This window comes from Aquabacterium humicola (assembly GCF_030167915.1).
Taxonomy (GTDB): Bacteria; Pseudomonadota; Gammaproteobacteria; order Burkholderiales; family Burkholderiaceae_C; genus Pseudaquabacterium; species Pseudaquabacterium humicola.
This window is the reverse complement of record NZ_JARGNB010000004.1, coordinates 476762-494993: the sequence shown is the minus strand read 5'-3', so window position 1 is coordinate 494993 and position 18232 is coordinate 476762. Positions and strand designations below refer to the sequence as shown.

Annotated in this window: 12 protein-coding genes; 6 read left to right on the top strand and 6 right to left on the bottom strand. The window is 70.1% G+C overall.

All coding sequences use genetic code 11. From position 1 onward, the window contains the following. Positions 1-50 precede the first annotated feature (50 nt). On the bottom strand, positions 51-440 hold the full coding sequence (locus tag P1K89_RS21010; RefSeq protein WP_284618462.1) for a YraN family protein: 390 nt from the start codon (positions 438-440) through the stop codon (positions 51-53). Here P1K89_RS21010 and rsmI point away from each other — a divergent pair. From rsmI to P1K89_RS20985, 5 genes are all read left to right on the top strand, one after another. After that, the gene (gene rsmI, locus P1K89_RS21005) at positions 433-1344 is read left to right on the top strand and encodes a 16S rRNA (cytidine(1402)-2'-O)-methyltransferase (RefSeq protein WP_284618461.1); all 912 of its coding nucleotides are present in this window, start codon (positions 433-435) and stop codon (positions 1342-1344) included. The two genes, P1K89_RS21010 and rsmI, sit on opposite strands and share 8 nt — an antisense overlap. Positions 1345-1353: 9 nt before the next feature. After that, the gene (tldD, locus tag P1K89_RS21000) at positions 1354-2817 is read left to right on the top strand and encodes a metalloprotease TldD (RefSeq protein ID WP_284618460.1); all 1464 of its coding nucleotides are present in this window, start codon (positions 1354-1356) and stop codon (positions 2815-2817) included. Between the two features lie 161 nt (positions 2818-2978). Beyond that, positions 2979-5813 carry a transporter substrate-binding domain-containing protein gene (locus tag P1K89_RS20995; protein WP_284618459.1) on the top strand — a complete coding sequence of 945 codons (2835 nt, stop codon included), beginning with the start codon at positions 2979-2981 and terminating at the stop codon, positions 5811-5813. A gap of 209 nt (positions 5814-6022) precedes the next feature. Further along, on the top strand, positions 6023-7174 hold the full coding sequence (locus P1K89_RS20990) for a 3-deoxy-7-phosphoheptulonate synthase (RefSeq protein ID WP_284618458.1): 1152 nt from the start codon (positions 6023-6025) through the stop codon (positions 7172-7174). Positions 7175-7318: 144 nt separating this feature from the next. Further along, positions 7319-7612 (top strand): EF-hand domain-containing protein, encoded by a 294-nt coding sequence (locus tag P1K89_RS20985; RefSeq protein WP_284618457.1) that lies wholly within the window; start codon positions 7319-7321, stop codon positions 7610-7612. A gap of 36 nt (positions 7613-7648) precedes the next feature. On the opposite strand, the gene P1K89_RS20980 is transcribed toward P1K89_RS20985, so the two are convergent. Next, positions 7649-8251 carry a cob(I)yrinic acid a,c-diamide adenosyltransferase gene (locus P1K89_RS20980; RefSeq protein ID WP_284618456.1) on the bottom strand — a complete coding sequence of 201 codons (603 nt, stop codon included), beginning with the start codon at positions 8249-8251 and terminating at the stop codon, positions 7649-7651. A 100-nt stretch (positions 8252-8351) separates the two neighbouring features. Between P1K89_RS20980 and P1K89_RS20975 the strand changes: the two genes are divergently transcribed. Next, positions 8352-9770 carry an FAD-binding oxidoreductase gene (locus P1K89_RS20975; RefSeq protein ID WP_284618455.1) on the top strand — a complete coding sequence of 473 codons (1419 nt, stop codon included), beginning with the start codon at positions 8352-8354 and terminating at the stop codon, positions 9768-9770. A 27-nt stretch (positions 9771-9797) separates the two neighbouring features. Here P1K89_RS20975 and P1K89_RS20970 read toward each other — a convergent pair whose 3' ends face one another. The 4 genes from P1K89_RS20970 to P1K89_RS20955 all read right to left on the bottom strand — a co-directional run bounded on the left by P1K89_RS20970 (position 9798) and on the right by P1K89_RS20955 (position 18223). Then, positions 9798-13244, bottom strand: coding sequence for an EAL domain-containing protein (locus tag P1K89_RS20970; RefSeq protein ID WP_284618454.1), 3447 nt, complete (start codon positions 13242-13244; stop codon positions 9798-9800). Between the two features lie 140 nt (positions 13245-13384). After that, the gene (locus tag P1K89_RS20965) at positions 13385-14944 is read right to left on the bottom strand and encodes a SpoVR family protein (protein WP_284618453.1); all 1560 of its coding nucleotides are present in this window, start codon (positions 14942-14944) and stop codon (positions 13385-13387) included. 15 nt (positions 14945-14959) lie between these two features. After that, positions 14960-16252 (bottom strand): YeaH/YhbH family protein, encoded by a 1293-nt coding sequence (locus P1K89_RS20960; protein WP_284618452.1) that lies wholly within the window; start codon positions 16250-16252, stop codon positions 14960-14962. A 48-nt stretch (positions 16253-16300) separates the two neighbouring features. Next, positions 16301-18223, bottom strand: coding sequence for a PrkA family serine protein kinase (locus P1K89_RS20955; RefSeq protein WP_284618451.1), 1923 nt, complete (start codon positions 18221-18223; stop codon positions 16301-16303). Between the last annotated feature and the right edge of the window lie 9 nt (positions 18224-18232).

Sequence of the window (18232 nt, the reverse complement as noted above, 5' to 3'; positions counted from 1 at the left end):
CAGCGGTTACGGGCCCCTCGCCGGACGGGCCGGGGGACTGGTCCCGCGCCTCATCCGGCGTCGAAGGCCGCCTTCAGCCACTCCAGCCGATCCCCCTCGATCGCGATGACGTCGAACCGGCACGGCGGCGGCGAGGCCAGCCGCATCAGGTAGTGCTGCGCCGCGCGCACGATGCGCCGCTGCTTGACGCCGCCGACGCTGGCCGCCGCACCGCCCGCGCCGCCGCTGGCGCGCGAACGCACCTCGACGAAGACCAGCGTGCCGTCACGGTCGGCGACGATCAGGTCGACCTCGGCGCCGCGCGCATGCGGCCCACCGGCCACTCGATAATTGCGGCTGACCAGCCGCAGGCCCTGCTGCTTCAGGAAGGCGAGCGCCCGTTCTTCCGCCACGTCGCCGCGTGCCTTGGTCGTGCCCACCCTGCCTTCTGCCGTGACCATCGTCCCCTCCCTGCTCCTGCAAGCCGCCGCCGCTGCGGCCGGTGGCCAGCGCTTCGCGGCCGGCGCACTCTACGTGGTCGCCACGCCGATCGGCAACCTCGCCGACATGACGCTGCGCGCGATCCACCTGCTGGGCCTGGTCGACGCGGTGGCCTGCGAGGACACGCGCGTGACGGGCCGGCTGCTGCACCACCTCGGGCTAGACAAGCCGCTGATCACGCTGCACCAGCACAATGAACATGCCGCCGCGCAGCAGGTCATCGCGCGGCTCGCGGCCGGCGAGCGCGTGGCCTATGCCAGCGATGCCGGCACCCCGGCGGTGTCCGATCCCGGCGCGGCGCTCGTCGCGGCGGTGGTCATGGCCGGGCATCGCGTCGTGCCGATCCCGGGCGCCAGCAGCGTGGTCACCGCGCTTTGCGTCGCCGGCGATGCGCAGGCCGAGGGTTTCGCCTTCCGCGGCTTCCTGCCGGCCAAGGGCCAGGAACGACAGGGCGCGCTCGATGAGCTGCTCGTGGCACCCGGCAGCCAGGTGCTGTTCGAGGCGCCGCACCGCATCCAGAAGCTGCTGGAAGCGCTGGCCACCGCCGCGCCGGCGCGGCGCCTGACGATCTGCCGCGAGCTGACCAAGCAGTTCGAGGACGTGCACACGCTCGCCGCGGCCGACGCCCCGGCGTGGCTGGCCGCCGATGCGCAGCGCGAGCGCGGCGAATTCGTGCTGGTGCTGCATGCCTCACCGCGCAGTGAGGCCACCGATGCCGACGCCGTGGGCGCCGAGGCCGAACGCGTGCTGGTGCCGCTGCTGCGCGCGCTGCCGCTGAAGCAGGCCGTTGCGCTGGCGGCCGAGATCAGCGGCGCGCCGCGCAATGCGCTCTACACCCGCGCGCTCGAACTGCGCGAGGACTAAGATCGGCCGATGATTTCCCGCGAACCCACCCTCGAACGCCTGGCCATCGCCCGTTCCCTGCTGCTCGACCCCTTCGGCCTCGACGAGCCCGGGCTCGTGAGGGCGCTGGGTACCATCGGCGAGCACCGCGTCGACGACGCCGACCTGTACTTCCAGATCACCCGCCATGAAGGCTGGAGCCTGGAGGAAGGCATCGTCAAGAGCGGCAGCTTCTCGATCGACCAGGGCGTCGGCGTGCGCGCAGTGGCCGGCGAGAAGACCGCCTTCGCCTATTCCGACGACATCTCCGAGGCCTCGCTGCTCGATGCCGCGCGCACCGTGCGCAGCATCGCCGCCGCCGGCCAGAGCCGGCGCGTGAAGATCGCCGGCGCGCCGAAGATCGCCGGCAGCCGCGCGCTGTACGGCCCCACCGATCCGATCGCCACGCTCGACAGCGCGCAGAAGGTCGCGCTGCTGGAGAAGATCGAACGTTTGGCCCGCGCGCGCGACCCGCGCATCGTGCAGGTGATGGCCGGGCTCGCCGCCGAATACGACGTCGTGCTGGTCGCGCGCGCCGACGGCACGCGCGCGGCCGACGTGCGGCCGCTGGTGCGCATGTCGATCACCGTGATCGCCGAGTCCAACGGTCGGCGCGAGGTCGGCTCCGGCGGCGGCGGCGGCCGCTTCGGCCTGGGCTATTTCCAGGACGCTCAGCTCGAACGTTATGTCGATCAGGCCGTCAACGCGGCGCTCGTCAACCTGGAGTCGCGCCCGGCGCCGGCCGGCGAGATGACGGTGGTGCTCGGCCCCGGCTGGCCCGGCGTGCTGCTGCACGAGGCGGTCGGCCATGGCCTCGAGGGCGACTTCAACCGCAAGGGCTCGTCCACCTTCGCCGGCCGCATCGGCCAGCGCGTGGCCTCCAAGGGCGTCACCGTGCTCGACGACGGCACGCTGCCGGACCGCCGCGGCTCGCTGAACGTCGACGACGAGGGCCATCCGTCGCAGCGCAACGTGCTGATCGAGGACGGCATCCTGAAGGGCTACATCCAGGACTCGATGAACGCGCGGCTGATGGGCGTCGCGCCGACCGGCAACGGCCGCCGCGAGAGCTACGCGCACGTGCCGATGCCGCGCATGACCAACACCTACATGCTGGCCGGCACCCAGACCAAGGAAGAGATCGTCGCCAGCATCAAGCGCGGGCTGTACGCGGTGAACTTCGGCGGCGGCCAGGTCGACATCACCAGCGGCAAGTTCGTGTTCTCGGCGAGCGAGGCCTTCTGGGTCGAGAACGGCCGCATCCAATACCCGGTGAAAGGCGCGACCATCATCGGCAACGGGCCCGACGCATTGACGCGGGTCAAGATGATCGGCAACGACCTCGAGCTCGACACTGGCGTCGGTGTCTGCGGCAAGGAAGGCCAGAGCGTGCCGGTCGGCGTCGGCCAGCCGACGCTGCGCATCGACGGGCTGACGGTCGGCGGCACCGCCTGAACCGGCACGGCCCGGCGTCAGGCCGGCCGCTTTGCACGCCGGCTGAGACTTTCTTCGATTGACCGCGCCGCCGTCAGGCGGCAGCATGCCTGCGCACCACTAGGGCGTTGGGAGCCTCGATGGGGAGGACGGGCATCGGCAGGGCATGGCACGCGGCCACCATGCGGCGTGCACGTGGCCAGTCGGCCGCGATGCGGCCTGCGCGCGGCACGCTGGCCGCGCCGCGGCGTGTGCTCGCCTGGTTCGCCGGGCTGCTGCTGCTCGTGCTGGCGGGATTCGCCCACGCCGCCGAGCCCACGCCGGCCGCCGACCCGCTTCCGCCGGTCATCGTGGTCGGCCTGATGGCCAGCTTCGCGCCGTACCAGGTCTGGCCCGAAGGCGCCGACCCCGGCGGCATCGACGTCGACCTGCTCGATGCCCTCGGCCGCACGCTGCGGCGGCCGGTCGCCTACCGGCGCTTCGAGCGCTTCGAAGACGCGCGGCGCGCGCTCGAACGGCGCGAGATCGACGTGCTGTCGGCGATGGCCCGCACGCCGGCGCGCGAAACCACGCTGCGCTTCACGCGCCGCTACGCGGTGCTGCAGCAGGCGCTGGTCGGCCGCGACAGCGAGACCTCGCTGCCGGACGGCCCGGACCTGGGCGGCCGGCGCATCGCGGTGGTGCGCGGACATCCTTCGGAGAACAACGCGCTGCAGCGCTTCCCGCTCGCGCCGCGCACGCCGTTCGACACCATCGAGCAGGCGCTGGACGCGGTGGCCGCGCAGCGCGCCGACGTGCTGCTCGAGGCGCTGCCCGCGGTCGTGCACGCGATCGAACGCGACCGCCGCGGCGGGCTGGCGGTGCTGCGGCGCCTGACGCTGGCCAGCGGCGAACTGCACCTCGCAGTGCTGCGCGATCAACCCGTGCTGGCCGACGCGCTCGACCAGGCGCTGGCCCGCCTCGGCGCCCCGGCGATCGAGCAGATCGAAGCCCGCTGGCATCCGGTCCCCGTGTACCTGCGCAGCACCGATGCCGCCGTGGCCATGCCCGCCTTGCCGGCCGGCACGCCGGCGCTGCGCATCGGTTATGCCCGCGACGACTGGCCCTACAGCGCGCTCGAAGGCGGCGAGGCCCGCGGCATCGCGATCGAGCTGATGCAGGCCGTGGCCCGGCGCGCGGGGCTGCGCATCGACTCCTTCGTGCCGCTGGACCGCCGGGCGCTCGACGCGGCGCTGGCGGACGGTCGCATCCACCTCGCGCTCGGGCTGGCGGAGACTGCCGCCCGGCGCGGCACGCTGCGCTTCGTCGGGCCGTACCACAGCAGCCCGGTGGTGCTGGTCAGCCCGCTGAAGGCGCCGGTCTGGGAACTGCACCAGGCGTCGGGTCGGCCGCTGGCGGTGGCCGAGCACGAGCTGATGCAGGCCTTCCTCGCCGTGCGCCACCCGGGCATCAGGCCGCTGCGCTGCAACTCGGCGGCGGCCTGCCTGGCGCTGGTCGACAACGGCCAGGCGAGCGCCGCGGTGCTCAGCCTGGACGCGATGCGCGAGCAGCACGGCAATGCGCAGGGCCTGTATGTCAGCGGGTTCGTGCCGGGTTTCGCCGACGAACATCACCTGACCCTGCCGGCGGCTCACGCCGCGCTGGCGCCGGTGCTGCGCGCCGCGCTCGACGGCGCACTGCAGCAGGACCTGCCGGCGATCGAACGCGCCTGGGCCCAGCAGGTGCGTGAAGCCTGGCCGCTGCAGCGCCTGCTGCGCTGGGCGATCGGCGCGGCGCTGGTCTTCTTGCTGCTCGGCGCCGCTTGGGGCTGGCACAGCCGGGCCTTGAAGCGCCAGATCGCGCTGCGCCTTGACACCCAGAAGCGTGCCGAGCAGGCCCAGGCCGTCGCCGAGCAGGCTCACCGCGAAAGCGAGCACTACCTCGCGTTCATGGCGCACGAGGTGCGCAACGCGCTGCAGTCGGTGGCCGGCGCCGTGGCGCTGCTGCGGGGCTCGGCCCGCGGCGATGCGCGCACGCAGTCGATGTTCAACGCGCTGGCGCACTCGGCGCGCGCAACGCTCGGGCTGCTCAACAGCCTGCTCGACCGCCACCGGCTGCACGCCGGGCAGCTGAGCCTGAGCCTGGCGGCCGAGCGCCCGCTGGACATGGCCGAGGCGGTGGTCGACGAGATGCGCCCGGCCGCGCTGGCCAAGGGCCTGACGCTGAAGCACGAGGCCGATCCGTCGGCCGCGGCATGGGTGCGCTCGGACGCGCTGCGCGTGCAGCAGGTGCTGCGCAACCTGATCGTCAACGCGATCAAGTTCAGCGAGCGCGGCTCGATCACCGTGGCGACGCGCTGCTGGCCGGACGACGGCGGGCGGCTGACGATCGAGTTCGCCGTCGAGGACCAGGGGCCGGGCCTCGATGCCGCCCAGCGCGCGCGGCTGTTCGAACGTTTCCAGGCCGGTCGCGGCGACCGGCCCGGCAGCGGGCTCGGCCTGGCGCTGAGCCGCGACATCGCCACGCTGCTCGGCGGCGCGCTCGACTGCGACAGCACGCCCGGCAGCGGCAGCCGCTTCGTGCTGCGCTTCTTCGCCGACCCGGCCAGGCCCGAGTCCACGCGCGCCGGCCTGCCGAAGCGGCTGCTGCTGGTGGAGGACTCGCCGGTCTACGGCATGCTGCTCGAACAGGCCTTCCGCCAGCAGGGCGTGCAGGTGGCGTGGGCGACGACGCTGGAAGAGGCACGGGCGATGTGGCCGCGCGAGGCCCCCGACCTCGTCGTCAGCGACGTGCACCTGCCCGACGGCACGGTCGACGACCTGCTGCGCTGGCGCGCCCTGGATGCCGACCCGGGGCCGCCGATGGCCGTGATGTCGGCCGAGCTCACCGGCGACGACGTGCTGCGCTACACCGCGCTCGGCGCCGCTGAGGTGCTGGTCAAGGACGCCGACCCGATGGCGTTCGTCGCGCGGGTGCTGCGCGGCGCCGCGGTGCCCACGGCACGCACGCCGTCGGACAGCGCGGCCAACGCGGCGTGAGGTGGCGCGGGGGGTTTTGCACCGCAGCAATCGCGTGCTACAGTTTCGCCCCATGCGTTCGGCCGTTTTCTTTTTTGGCTACTTTTGGTTCTCGCACCGCACCGGCGGAGGAGAGGCCAGCCTGTAGCCCCAAAGCGAACAGCGAACCTCAACGAACCGCCGGCAACCCCGGCGGTTTTTTTTCGTCCCGTCCATGAAAGATGCAGCCCATGAGCCCCAAGTCCCCCAGCAGTCATGCCCACGCTGAAGGCGGCGGCTTCGGCTACGCGTTGAGCGAGAAGACCAGCGAAACCGACGACCAGCGCATCGAGGATGTCGTGCCGCTGCCCCCGCCCGAGCACCTGATCCGCTTCTTCCCGATCGCCGGCACGCCGGTGGAGAAGCTGGTCGGCACCACGCGCGAATCGGTGCGTCGCATCCTGGCGGGCAAGGACGACCGGCTGCTGGTGATCATCGGCCCCTGCTCGATCCACGACCCGGCCGCCGCGATCGACTACGCCCGCAAGCTCAAGGCCGAGCGCGAGAAGTACGCCGGCACGCTGGAGATCGTGATGCGGGTGTATTTCGAGAAGCCGCGCACCACGGTCGGCTGGAAGGGCCTGATCAACGACCCCTACCTCGACGAGAGCTACCGCATACACGAGGGCCTGCGCATCGCGCGGCAGCTGCTGGTGGACATCAATCGCCTGGGCGTGCCGGCGGGCAGCGAGTTCCTCGACACCATCAGCCCGCAGTACATCGGCGACCTGATCAGCTGGGGCGCGATCGGCGCACGCACCACCGAGAGCCAGGTGCATCGCGAGCTGGCGTCGGGGCTGTCGGCGCCGATCGGCTTCAAGAACGGCACCGACGGCAACCTGAAGATCGCCACGGATGCCATCCAGGCGGCCTCGCGCCCGCACCACTTCCTGTCGGTGCACAAGAACGGCCAGGTGGCGATCGTCTCGACCAAGGGCAACAAGGACTGCCACGTGATCCTGCGCGGCGGCAAGGCGCCGAACTACGACGCGAAGAGCGTCGCCGACGCCTGCGCCGAGCTCGAAGCCGCGAAGCTGCCGTGCCGGCTGATGATCGACTGCAGCCACGCCAACAGCAGCAAGCAGCACCAGCGCCAGGTCGACGTCGCGCGCGACATCGGCGCGCAGCTCGCCGAAGGCGGCCGCTGCATCTTCGGTGTGATGGTCGAGAGCCACCTGCAGGCCGGCGCGCAGAAGTTCACCCCCGGCAAGGACGACCCGGCGGCACTGGAATACGGCAAGAGCATCACCGACGCCTGCATCGGCTGGGACGACTCGCTGGCCGTGCTCGACATCCTGAGCGACGCGGTGAAGACCCGACGCGCGCAGCCGCAGCGCAGCTAGCTCACCTGTGTGGCGCTCGCAACCGGAGGTTGCGAGCGTTCATCGAAGGTTGTCTGGCGCAAGGCACGGCAAGAATGCTGGCGCGGTGGGCCGATCGCGCGTGCAATGAAGACCTCCCATCACTTTGAAGGATAGGTCTCCTCGATGATCAGAACACTGAAGCAGTCGCTCGTTCCGGCCGTGGCCGCGTTCCTGCTCGCCGGCGGCGCCGCGTGGGCCCAGCAGCCGGTGCAGCCGCCGCAGCCGGCACCGCAGGCGCCGGCCGATCCGGCCGAAGCCGCCTTCCGCGGCGCCGACACCAACAAGGACGGCCAGCTCAGCCGCGAAGAAGCCGGCAAGCTGCCGGCCATCGCCGCGCGCTTCGACGAGCTCGACAAGAACAAGGACGGCGCCTTGAGCTGGGACGAGTTCCGCGCCGGCCACCGCGCCGCGCCCTGAGCATCGGCGCGGCCTCCTGGAACGGGCCGCGATGAATCAGGACGGCGCCGCCTCGCCGTCCGCGGACGCCTGTTGCGCCGCGAGCCGCTCGCTGCGCCAGTAGACGTCGTCGCCGCCGAGCCCGTCGAGGTTCGCGCGGTTCAACACCCGCGCCAGCACGAACAGCAGGTCCGACAGCCGGTTCAGGTACTGGCGCGGCGCTTCATTGACCGCCTCCTGCGCGCCGAGCGCGACCACCGCGCGCTCGGCCCGCCGCGCGATGCTGCGGCTAACGTGCGACAGCGCCGCGCTGCGCGTGCCGGCCGGCAGGATGAATTCGGCCAGCCGCGGCAGCGTCGCGTTGTGCTCGGCCAGCGCCTCGTCGAGCCGCAGCACGGCCTCGGGCTTCAGCAGCGTGTAGCCCGGGATTGACAGCTCGCCGCCGAGGTTGAAGAGCTCGTGCTGGATCACCACCAGCAGCTCGCGCACCGCGTCCGGCAGCGGTTCGGCGAGCAGCACGCCAAGGCTGGAGTTCAGCTCGTCGACGTCGCCCATCGCCTGCACGCGCAGGTGGTCCTTGGGCACGCGGGAGCCGTCGCCCAGGCCGGTGGTGCCGTTGTCACCGGTGCGGGTGGCGATCTGGGACAGTCGATTGGCCATGGTGTGTGTCTTGCGATTTCGCAGCAATGAGCCTGCGATCTTGCCCGAAGGCGCGCTCCTAGAATGGCCCCGACGAATCCGCATCGTCCGGAGAGTGCCGATGAACGCCACGCTGCCCGCCCACCTGCTGCCGCTGCAGCCGCGTCCGGTGCCCGCCGAGATGATCGAAGCGCTGAAGATGCGCTTCGGGCCCCGCTGCTCGACCGCGATGGCGGTGCGCGAGCAGCACGGGCGCGACGAATCCCCCTTCGACGTGCCGCCGCCCGAGGCGGTGGTCTTCGCCGAGAGCACCGCGGAGGTGGCCGCCGCGGTGGCGCTGGCCGCGCAATACGAAGTCCCGGTGATCCCCTACGGGGTCGGCTCGTCGCTCGAAGGCCACTTGCTTGCTGTGCAGGGCGGCATCAGCATCGACGTGTCGCGCATGAACAAGGTGCTGCACGTGCACCCGGAGGACCTGACGGTCACCGTGCAGCCCGGCGTCACCCGCAAGCAGCTCAACGACGAGATCCGCCACACGGGCCTTTTCTTCCCGATCGATCCCGGCGCCGACGCATCGATCGGCGGCATGGCCGCGACGCGCGCCAGCGGCACGAACGCGGTGCGCTACGGCACGATGCGCGAGAACGTGCTGGCGCTCGAAGTGGTGACGGCGTCAGGCGAAGTGATCCGCACCGGCACGCGGGCGAAGAAGTCCAGCGCCGGCTATGACCTGACGCGTCTTTTGGTGGGTAGCGAAGGCACGCTGGGGGTGATCACCGAAGTCACCCTGCGGCTGTATCCGCAGCCCGAATCGGTGTCGGCCGCGGTCTGCCACTTCCCGAGCATCGCCGACGCGGTGGCGACGACCATCGAGGTCATCCAGCTCGGCGTGCCGATCGCGCGCTGCGAGCTGCTCGACGCCAACGCCGTGCGCGCGGTCAACCGCCACGACAAGCTCACGCTGCGCGAGGCGCCGATGCTGCTGATGGAGTTCCACGGCAGCGAGGCCGGCGTGCGCGAGCAGGCCGAGATCGTGCAGGCCGCGGCGTCCGAGCACGGTGGCGAGCACTTCGAGTGGGCGACGACGCCCGAGGAACGCACGCGGCTGTGGACCGCGCGCCACCATGCCTACTTCGCCGCGCTGCAGCTCAAGCCCGGCTGCCGCACGGTGACCACCGACACCTGCGTGCCGATCTCGCGGCTGGCCGACTGCATCGCGCTGGCGGTGGACGAGGCCGAAGCGGCCGGGCTGCCGTACTACATCGTCGGCCATGTCGGCGACGGCAACTTCCACATTGCCTACCTGATCGATCCGGCGATCCCGGCCGAACGCGATCTCGCCGAGCGCCTGAACGACCAGCTGGTGCACCACGCGCTGAAGCTCGAAGGCACCTGCACCGGCGAGCACGGCATCGGGCTGCACAAGCAGGCTTTCCTGCTGGACGAGGCGGGCGCCGGGGCGGTCGACATGATGCGCGTGCTCAAGCGCGCACTGGACCCGAAGAACATCCTGAACCCGGGCAAGATCTTCGCACTCTGAGCGGCCGGTGGCCGCTCATCTCGTGTACTAGGCGGCGCGCCGCGTCGGCGGCTCGGCGTCACCGCGCTCGCGCAGCCACTGCGTCAACGCCTCGGCCTCCAGCGGCCGGCTGAACAGGTAGCCCTGGCCGCGCGCGCACTGCATCTGCTGCAGCAGCGCGGCCTGGCCGGCGCTCTCGATGCCTTCGGCGACGGTGGCCATGCCCAGCGTCTGCGCGACGCGGATCGTCGCCTCGATCAGCGCGCGGTGGTATTCGCTGGTCTCGGCATGGCTGACGAAGCTGCGGTCGATCTTCACCGTGTCGACCGGCAGCTGGTGCAGGCAGGCGAGCGACGAATAGCCGGTGCCGAAGTCGTCCAGCGCGATGCCCAGGCCCAGCGCCTTCAGCTCGCGCAGCCGCGTGCGCGCGAGCTCGTCCTGCGCGGCCAGGCTCTCGGTGACCTCGAGCTGCAGCTGCGCCGGCGCGATGCCGCTGGCCACGAGGCAGGCCTGCACGTCGGCGACGAGGTCCGGCTGGCGCAGCTGCACGGTCGACAGGTTGACGGCGATCGACTGCGGCGCCAGCGGTCCGAGCGCCTGCTGCCAGGCGACGAACTGGCGGCAGGCGGTGGCCAGCACGCGGCGGCCGATCTCGACGATCAGGCCCGATTCCTCGGCGACCGGGATGAACTCCACCGGCGCGACGATGCCGCGCGCCGGATGGCGCCAGCGCACCAGCGCCTCGACCGCGCCGGCGCGGCCGGCCACGAAGTCGATCACCGGCTGGTAGACGACGAAGAGCTCGTCGCGCTCCAGCGCCAGGCGCAGGTCGTTCTCGATGCTCAGCGTGCGCGCGACGCGCTCGTGCATCGACGGGTCGAACACCACGTAGCGGCCGCGGCCGCCGCGCTTGGCTTCGTACATCGCGGTGTCGGCGTCGCGCATCACCGTGTGCGCGTCGTTGGCCGCCTGCTCGGACGTGACGATGCCGATGCTGGCGGTGGAGTGCACGACATGCGGGCCGATGCGATAGGGCTCGGCCAGCGAATCGAGCAGGCGGCGCGCGACGGCGCAGGCATCGTCGCGGCCGCGCACGTGCTCGAGCACGACGACGAACTCGTCGCCGCCGATGCGGCCGGCGGTGTGCTCGGTCGCTTCGTAGGCCGGGTCGTGGCCGATCACGTCGCCGGGGCGCAGCGTGCGGCGCAGCCGGTTGGCGATCTGCCGCAGCAGTTCGTCGCCGACCGCATGGCCCAGCGTGTCGTTGACCTGCTTGAAGCGGTCGAAGTCCATGAACAGCACCGCATAGCCGAAGCCTTCCTGCTCCTGCGACCGCTGCAGCGCCTGCTGCACGCGGTCGAACACAGCGGCGCGGTTGGGCAGCTGCGTCAGGCCGTCGGTGCGCGCCGCGTGGCGCAGCATCGCCTGCATCTGCATCTGCTCGGTCATGTCGAAGTGCAGGCCGGCGACGCGCCGCGGCTGGCCCTGCTCGCCGCGCTCGGTCACCGTGCCGCAGCTGAGCACGGTCGCCCATTCGCCATCGGGGCGGCGCAGGCGCTGCTCGCAGCGGAACGGCACGTCGGGGTTCGCCAGGTGCTGCGCCATCGCGTCGCGGCGCGGCGCGCGGTCGTCCGGGTGCACCAGGTCCTCGAGCACGTTGTCGGCCTCGAGGTCCAGTTCGCCGGGGCGGTAGCCGAGCATCGTCACCAGCCGGTCGTTGCACTGGAAGCGGCGGTTGGCGATGTCCCACTGCCAGGTGCCGACGCCGGCGGCCTCGACCGTCATCTGCAGCAGCACGCGCTGGTTGCGCTGCTCGGTGACATCGATGAAGCACGAGACGACACCGGCCGAGCGGCCGAGCGCGTCGACCACCGGCTCGGCATTGACCAGCAGCCAGCGCAGCTCGCCGTCGGCGCGCGTGATGCCGAGGATGCGCCCCTGCACGCCGGCGCCGCTGCGCAGCGCGAGCGTGCCGGGGCGGTCGTCCATGCCGCACTCGCTCAAGTCCTCGTTGAGCACCTTCCAGCTCGGCGGCAGCGGGGCCTGCAGCAGCACCTGCGCGCGGTCGAGCTCCAGCATGCGCAACGCAGCCGGGTTGCACTCGACCGAGCGGCCGTGCTCGTCCTGCACCAGCACGCCGGTGGGCAGCGCGGCGAGCAGCGCGGCGGTCTTCAGGCGCTCGGTCACACGCTCGGTCACATCGCTGCCGACGCCGACGAAGCCGGTCAGCGCGCCATCGGCATTGCGCAGCGGCTGCAGGTCGAGGTCGAGCCAGAACTCGCGGCCGTCGCGGGTGCGGCTGAGCACCTCGACGCGCGCGCCGCCGCCATCGCCCTGGGCCCTTCGCAGGCGCTGGATCGCCGCCGGTTCGGCGCCGCCGGCCAGCAGCATGCGCAGCGAGGGCTGGCCGATGACCTCGGCCGGGCCGAAGCCGGTGATGCGGGTGAAACCCTCGTTGACCCAGACGATGCGGCCCTTGGCATCGGTCAGGGTCACCGCGTGGTTGGTGCGCTCGGCCACCAGCGCCAGGCGCGCCAGCTCGTCGGCCTGCGCGGCGAGCTGGCGCGTCTGGCGCCGCACGGCGCGCGCGGTCGGCTCGGCGATGCCGAGCGCCAGGAAGACCAGCATCGCCGCGATGTACAGCGCCGACGATCGCTGCGCGCCGATCGCCTCCTCGCTGCGCGCGCGGGCCGCGTCATTCGAACGTTGGGCCAGCGACTGCGCTGCATCGAGCGCGGGCGCCACCTCGGCCTGCAGCGCGCCGACGCCGGCGCGCAGCTCATCCTCGGCAGCGGGTTCGAGCAGGCTGCGGCGCACCGCGTCGCTGCGCTCCCACAGGCGCGCGCGCGCTTCATGCCAGTCGCGCAGCGCCGGACGCAGCAAGGTCGCGGCGTTGGCCGAGGCCTCGGCCTGCAGGCCGATCAGCTCGTCGAGCCGGCCGGCTTCGACGCGCCATTCGTCCAGCGCCTGGCGCAGCGAGCGGTCGATCGTCGCGCGCTCTGCCGGGTGTGCCTGCAGCAGCAGCGCGGCGTGGCGCGCGATCTGCTGGCTCCACATGCCCTGGCGGCCGGCGAGGCCGACGATCTCGGCGTCGACGCCGCGTTCGCGCTCGATCCACTCGCTCTGCTGCTGCTGGCCGAACACCACCGCGCCGACCAGCACCAGCACGGCGAAGAGCGCGATGCGCACGCGCTGGTGCATGCCGCCGGCGAAGACATCCGGCGGCTCCTCGCGCGCCGTGTCGCCGCCGCGCGCCTCGGCAAAGCGTTGCGCCCGGTAGCGCACGCCCAGGTACAGCACCGGCGCCAGCAGCGCGCCCATCAGCAGCGCGCCGACCAGCGCACCGAGCCAGCCGGCACCCGCCGACCAGTCGGCCAGCACCAGCGAGGTCATCGTGCCGGCGGCGAACACCGCGGCGGCGATGGCGAACAGGTCCAGCGCCAGGTGCCACCGGGACGGATGGATCGAGCGACGCGGGGCCGGGGTCGACGGCAAGAGCGGGTCTCCGGATGAAAGCCATGCCCTCGGGCAGCCAAGCCCGATGGTCTGCTCGTCCTATCGACCCGAAACGATGCGAACTTGAATCGAACCCGCCGCCGGGCGCGAACGCCCCGCGCGGCGCGTGATTTGTTCGCTTACTGCTGCGGCGCGCCGACGGACCAGCGCTTGGTCACGTCGTTGCGGGAGTTGACGCTTTCCAGGTGCACGCCGAAGCCCCACAGCCGCGCGACGTGCTTCAGCACCTCCTGGGCGCCGTCGTCCAGCGGGCGGTCGTTGTGCTGGAAGTGGCGCAGCGTCAGCGAGCGGTCGCCGCGCAGGTTGACGTTCCAGACCTGGATGTTGGGCTCGCGCGAGCCGAGGTCATACTGTCGCGACAGCGCCTCGCGCACGCGCTTGTAGCCCGCCTCGTCGTGGATCGCGCTGACCTCGAGCTCGCTTTCCTTCTCGTCGTCGTGGATCGCGAAGAGCCGGAAATCGCGCATCATCTTCGGGCTCAGGTACTGGCCGATGAAGCTCTCGTCCTTGTAGTTGCGCATCGCGTGGTCGAGCGTCGGCACCCAGTCGGCGCCGGCGATCTCGGGGAACCACTGCCGGTCTTCCTCGGTGGGGTTCTCGCAGATGCGCTTGATGTCGGTGTACATCGCGAAGCCGAGCGCATACGGGTTCAGGCCGCTGTAGCCGCGGTCGCCCACGCGCGGCTGGTAGACCACGTTGGTGTGCGACTTCAGCCACTCGATCATCACGCCGTCGGTCAGCCAGCCTTCGTCGTACATCGTGTTCAGCAGCCGGTGGTGCCAGAACGTGGCCCAGCCCTCGTTCATCACCTGGCTCTGGCGCTGCGGATAGAAGTACTGCGCCACCTTGCGCACGATGCGCACGACCTCGCGCTGCCAGGGCTCGAGCAGCGGCGCGTTCTTCTCGATGAAGTACAGCAGGTTCTCCTGCGGTTCCTCGGGGAAGCGGCGGGCCTCGACCGGTTCGTCGGCCTTGCCGGCGCGCTTGGGCAGCGTGCGCCAGAGGTCGTTGACCTGCTGCTGCGCGTAGGACTCGCGGTCCTTGCGGTCGGCCAGTTCCTGCGCGAGGCTCTTGCGGCTGGGGCGGCGGTAGCGGTCGACGCCGTGGTTCGACAGCGCATGGCAGGAATCGAGGAAGGCCTCGACCACGTCCATGCCGTGGCGCTCCTCGCACTCGGCGACGTAGTTCTTCGCGTAGACCAGGTAGTCGATGATCGACGACGCGTCGGTCCACATGCGGAACAGGTAGTTGCCCTTGAAGAAGCTGTTGTGGCCGTAGGCGGCATGCGCGATCACCAGCGCCTGCATCGCCATCGTGTTCTCCTCCATCAGGTAGCTGATGCAGGGATTGCTGTTGATGACGATCTCGTAGGCCAGCCCCATCGCGCCGCGCTTGTAGTTGCGCTCGGTGGCGATGAACTCCTTGCCGTAGCTCCAGTGGCGGTAGTTCACCGGCATGCCGACGGACGCGTAGGCGTCCATCATCTGCTCGGCGGTGATGATCTCGAGCTGGTTCGGGTAGGTGTCCAGCCCGTAGCGCTCGGCGGTGCGGCGGATGACCTCGTGGTAGCGCTCGATCAGATCGAACGACCAGTCGCTCGGGCCGGGCAGGCGCTCGACCTGGCCGCCCCACGGCAGCGGACCACGCAGCGGACGTTCAGGCACCAGCACTGCACTCATGCGAATCCTCGTCGTTCATGCTGCGGCGGCCGCGCCTTCCTTCTTGAAGAGATCGCGGAACACCGGGTAGATCTGCGTCTGGTCGGTGGCCTTGCGCATCGCGAAGTGAGGGTAGGTCTCGGCGAGCTGGGAGTATTCCTCCCACAGATTCTGCTCTTCCTCGGCCACCTGCACGTACGCGAAGTAGCGCACCAGCGGCAGCAGCTTCTCGGCCAGCAGCTCGCGGCAGCGGCCGGAATCATGGTGCCAGTTGTCGCCGTCGCTGGCCTGCGCGCCGTAGATGTTCCACTCGCTCGGGCTGTAGCGGGCGCGGATGATCTCTTCCATCAGCACCAGCGCACTCGACACCACCGTGCCGCCGGTCTCGCGGGCATGGAAGAAGTTTTCCTCGTCGACCTCCTGCGCCTGCGTGTGGTGGCGGATGAAGACGATGTCGATCTTCTCGTAGTGCCGCGTCAGGAACAGGTACAGCAGGATGAAGAAGCGCTTGGACAGGTCCTTGCGGCCCTCGTCCATCGAGCCGGAGACGTCCATCAGGCAGAACATCACCGCCTTCGACGTCGGCACCGGCACCTTGATGCGGTTGCGGAAGCGCAGGTCGATCGGGTCGAGGTAGGGAATGCGCTCCAGGCGCGCCCGCAGCGCGGCGATCTCTTCCTCGAGCGGCTTGATCTCCAACTCGGCGGTCTTGTCGCCGTTGAGCGCCGCGAGCTTGAGCTCGGCGAGCTTCTCTTCCATCTCGCGCAGCTCGCGGCGCGAACCGGAGCCGATCGCGAGGCGGCGTCCGATCGCCCCGCGCATCGAGCGCACGACGTGCAGGTTGTTCGGCGTGCCGTCGCTGACGAAGCCGGCGCGCTGGCTGCGCCACTCGGGCGTCTCGGCGAGCTGCGTGCGGATCAGGTGCGGCAGGGCCAGGTCCTCGAAGAAGACCTGCATGAACTCTTCCTTGCTGAGCGTGAAGGTGAAGTCGTCCTCGCCCTCGCCCTGGTCGCTCGCCTGGCCCTTGCCGCTGCCGCCGCCCTGGCCGCCCTTGGGCCGCTCGATGCGGTCTCCGCGCACGTACTCGCGGTTGCCCGGATGCACCATGTCGCGCACGCCACCCTGGCCGTGGTGGAAGACCGGCTCCGACAGGTCCTTCTTCGGGATGCGGATCTCTTCGCTGCGCTCGAGGTCACGGATGCCGCGGCCGTCGACCGCCCGCCGCACCGCTTCCTTGATGTGGCCCTTGTAGCGGCGCATGAAGCGCTCGCGGTTCCCGATCGACTTGTTCTTGCCGGCCAGCCGCCGGTCGATGATCTGCTGCAGCATCCCGTCCTCTCGCTTTGGCGGTTAGTTGCGCTGCCCCCTGAATCCGTTCTAGCTCGACTTGCGGACGCGCAGGTACCACTCGCAGAGCAGGCGCACCTGCTTCGGCGTGTAGCCCTTGGCGACCATGCGGGTGACGAAGTCCTCGTGCTTCTTCGCCTCGTCGGCGCTGGCCTTGGCGTTGAAGCTGATCACCGGCAGCAGCTCCTCGGTGTTCGAGAACATCTTCTTCTCGATCACCGTGCGCAGCTTCTCGTAGCTGGTCCAGTTGGGGTTGCGGCCGGCATTGCTGGCGCGCGCGCGCAGCACGAAGTTGACGATCTCGTTGCGGAAGTCCTTCGGGTTCGCGATGCCGGCGGGCTTCTCGATCTTCTCGAGCTCGGCATTCAGCGCCGAACGGTCGAAGACCTCGCCGGTGTCGGTATCGCGGTACTCGTGGTCCTGGATCCAGTAGTCGGCGTAGGTCACGTAGCGGTCGAAGATGTTCTGGCCGTACTCCGAGTAACTCTCGAGGTAGGCGGTCTGGATCTCCTTGCCGATGAACTCCGCGTAGCGCGGCGCCAGCTGCTCCTTGATGAACGCGACGTACTTCTGCTCCTGCTCCTGCGGGAACTGCTCGCGTTCGATCTGCTGCTCGAGCACGTACATCAGGTGCACCGGGTTGGCGGCGACTTCCTGGCTGTCGAAGTTGAAGACGCGCGACAGGATCTTGTAGGCGAAGCGCGTCGAGATGCCGCTCATGCCTTCGTCGACGCCGGCGTAATCGCGGTACTCCTGGTAGCTCTTCGCGCGCGGGTCGGTGTCCTTGAGGTTCTCGCCGTCGTAGATCTGCATCTTCGAGAACAGCGACGAGTTCTCCGGCTCCTTCAGGCGCGTAAGGATCGCGAACTGGCTCATCATCTTCAGCGTGCCCGGGGCGCACTTGGCCTCGGCCAGCGACGAGCCGCGGATCAGCTTCTCGTAGATCTTGACCTCTTCGCTAACACGCAGGCAGTACGGCACCTTGACGATGTAGACGCGGTCGAGGAAGGCTTCGTTGTTCTTGTTGTTGCGGAAGGTCTTCCATTCGCTCTCGTTCGAGTGCGCGAGGATGATGCCGTCGAAGGGGATCGCGCCGAAGCCTTCGGTGCCCTTGAAGTTGCCTTCCTGGGTCGCCGTCAGCAGCGGGTGCAGCACCTTGATCGGCGCCTTGAACATCTCGACGAACTCCAGCAGGCCCTGGTTCGCGAGGCACAGGCCTCCGGAGTAGCTGTAGGCGTCCGGGTCGTCCTGCGCGTAGGTCTCGAGCTTGCGGATGTCGACCTTGCCGACCAGCGAGCTGATGTCCTGGTTGTTCTCGTCGCCGGGCTCGGTCTTGCAGACGGCAATCTGCTTGAGCACCGACGGGAAGCGCTTGACGACCCTGAACTTGCGGATGTCGCCGCCGAACTCGTCGAGCCGCTTCACGGCCCACGGGCTCATGATGCGGTTCAGGTAGCGGGCCGGGATGCCGTATTCCTTCTCGAGGATCGCCCCGTCTTCGGTCGCATTGAACAGGCCGAGCGGCGACTCGTTGACCGGCGAGCCCTTCAGTGCGTAGAAGGGCACGTCCTGCATCAGCAGCTTCAGGCGTTCGGCGATCGAGCTCTTGCCGCCACCGACCGGCCCCAGCAGGTACAGCACCTGCTTCTTCTCTTCGAGGCCCTGGGCCGCATGGCGGAAGTAGGAGACGACCTGCTCGATCGAATCCTCCATGCCGTAGAACTCGGCGAAGGCCGGATAGATCTTGATGACCTTGTTCGCGAAGATGCGCGACAGGCGCTGGTCGTTGCGGGTGTCGACCATCTGCGGCTCGCCGATCGCCTTGAGCATGCGCTCGGCTGCAGTGGCGTAGGCGAGCGGGTTGCGCTTGCACTCGGCGAGGTAGTCCTCGAGGGACATCTCCTCTTCCCGCGTGCGTTCGAAGCGAGCGGCGAAACTGCTGATCACGTCCATGCGGACCTC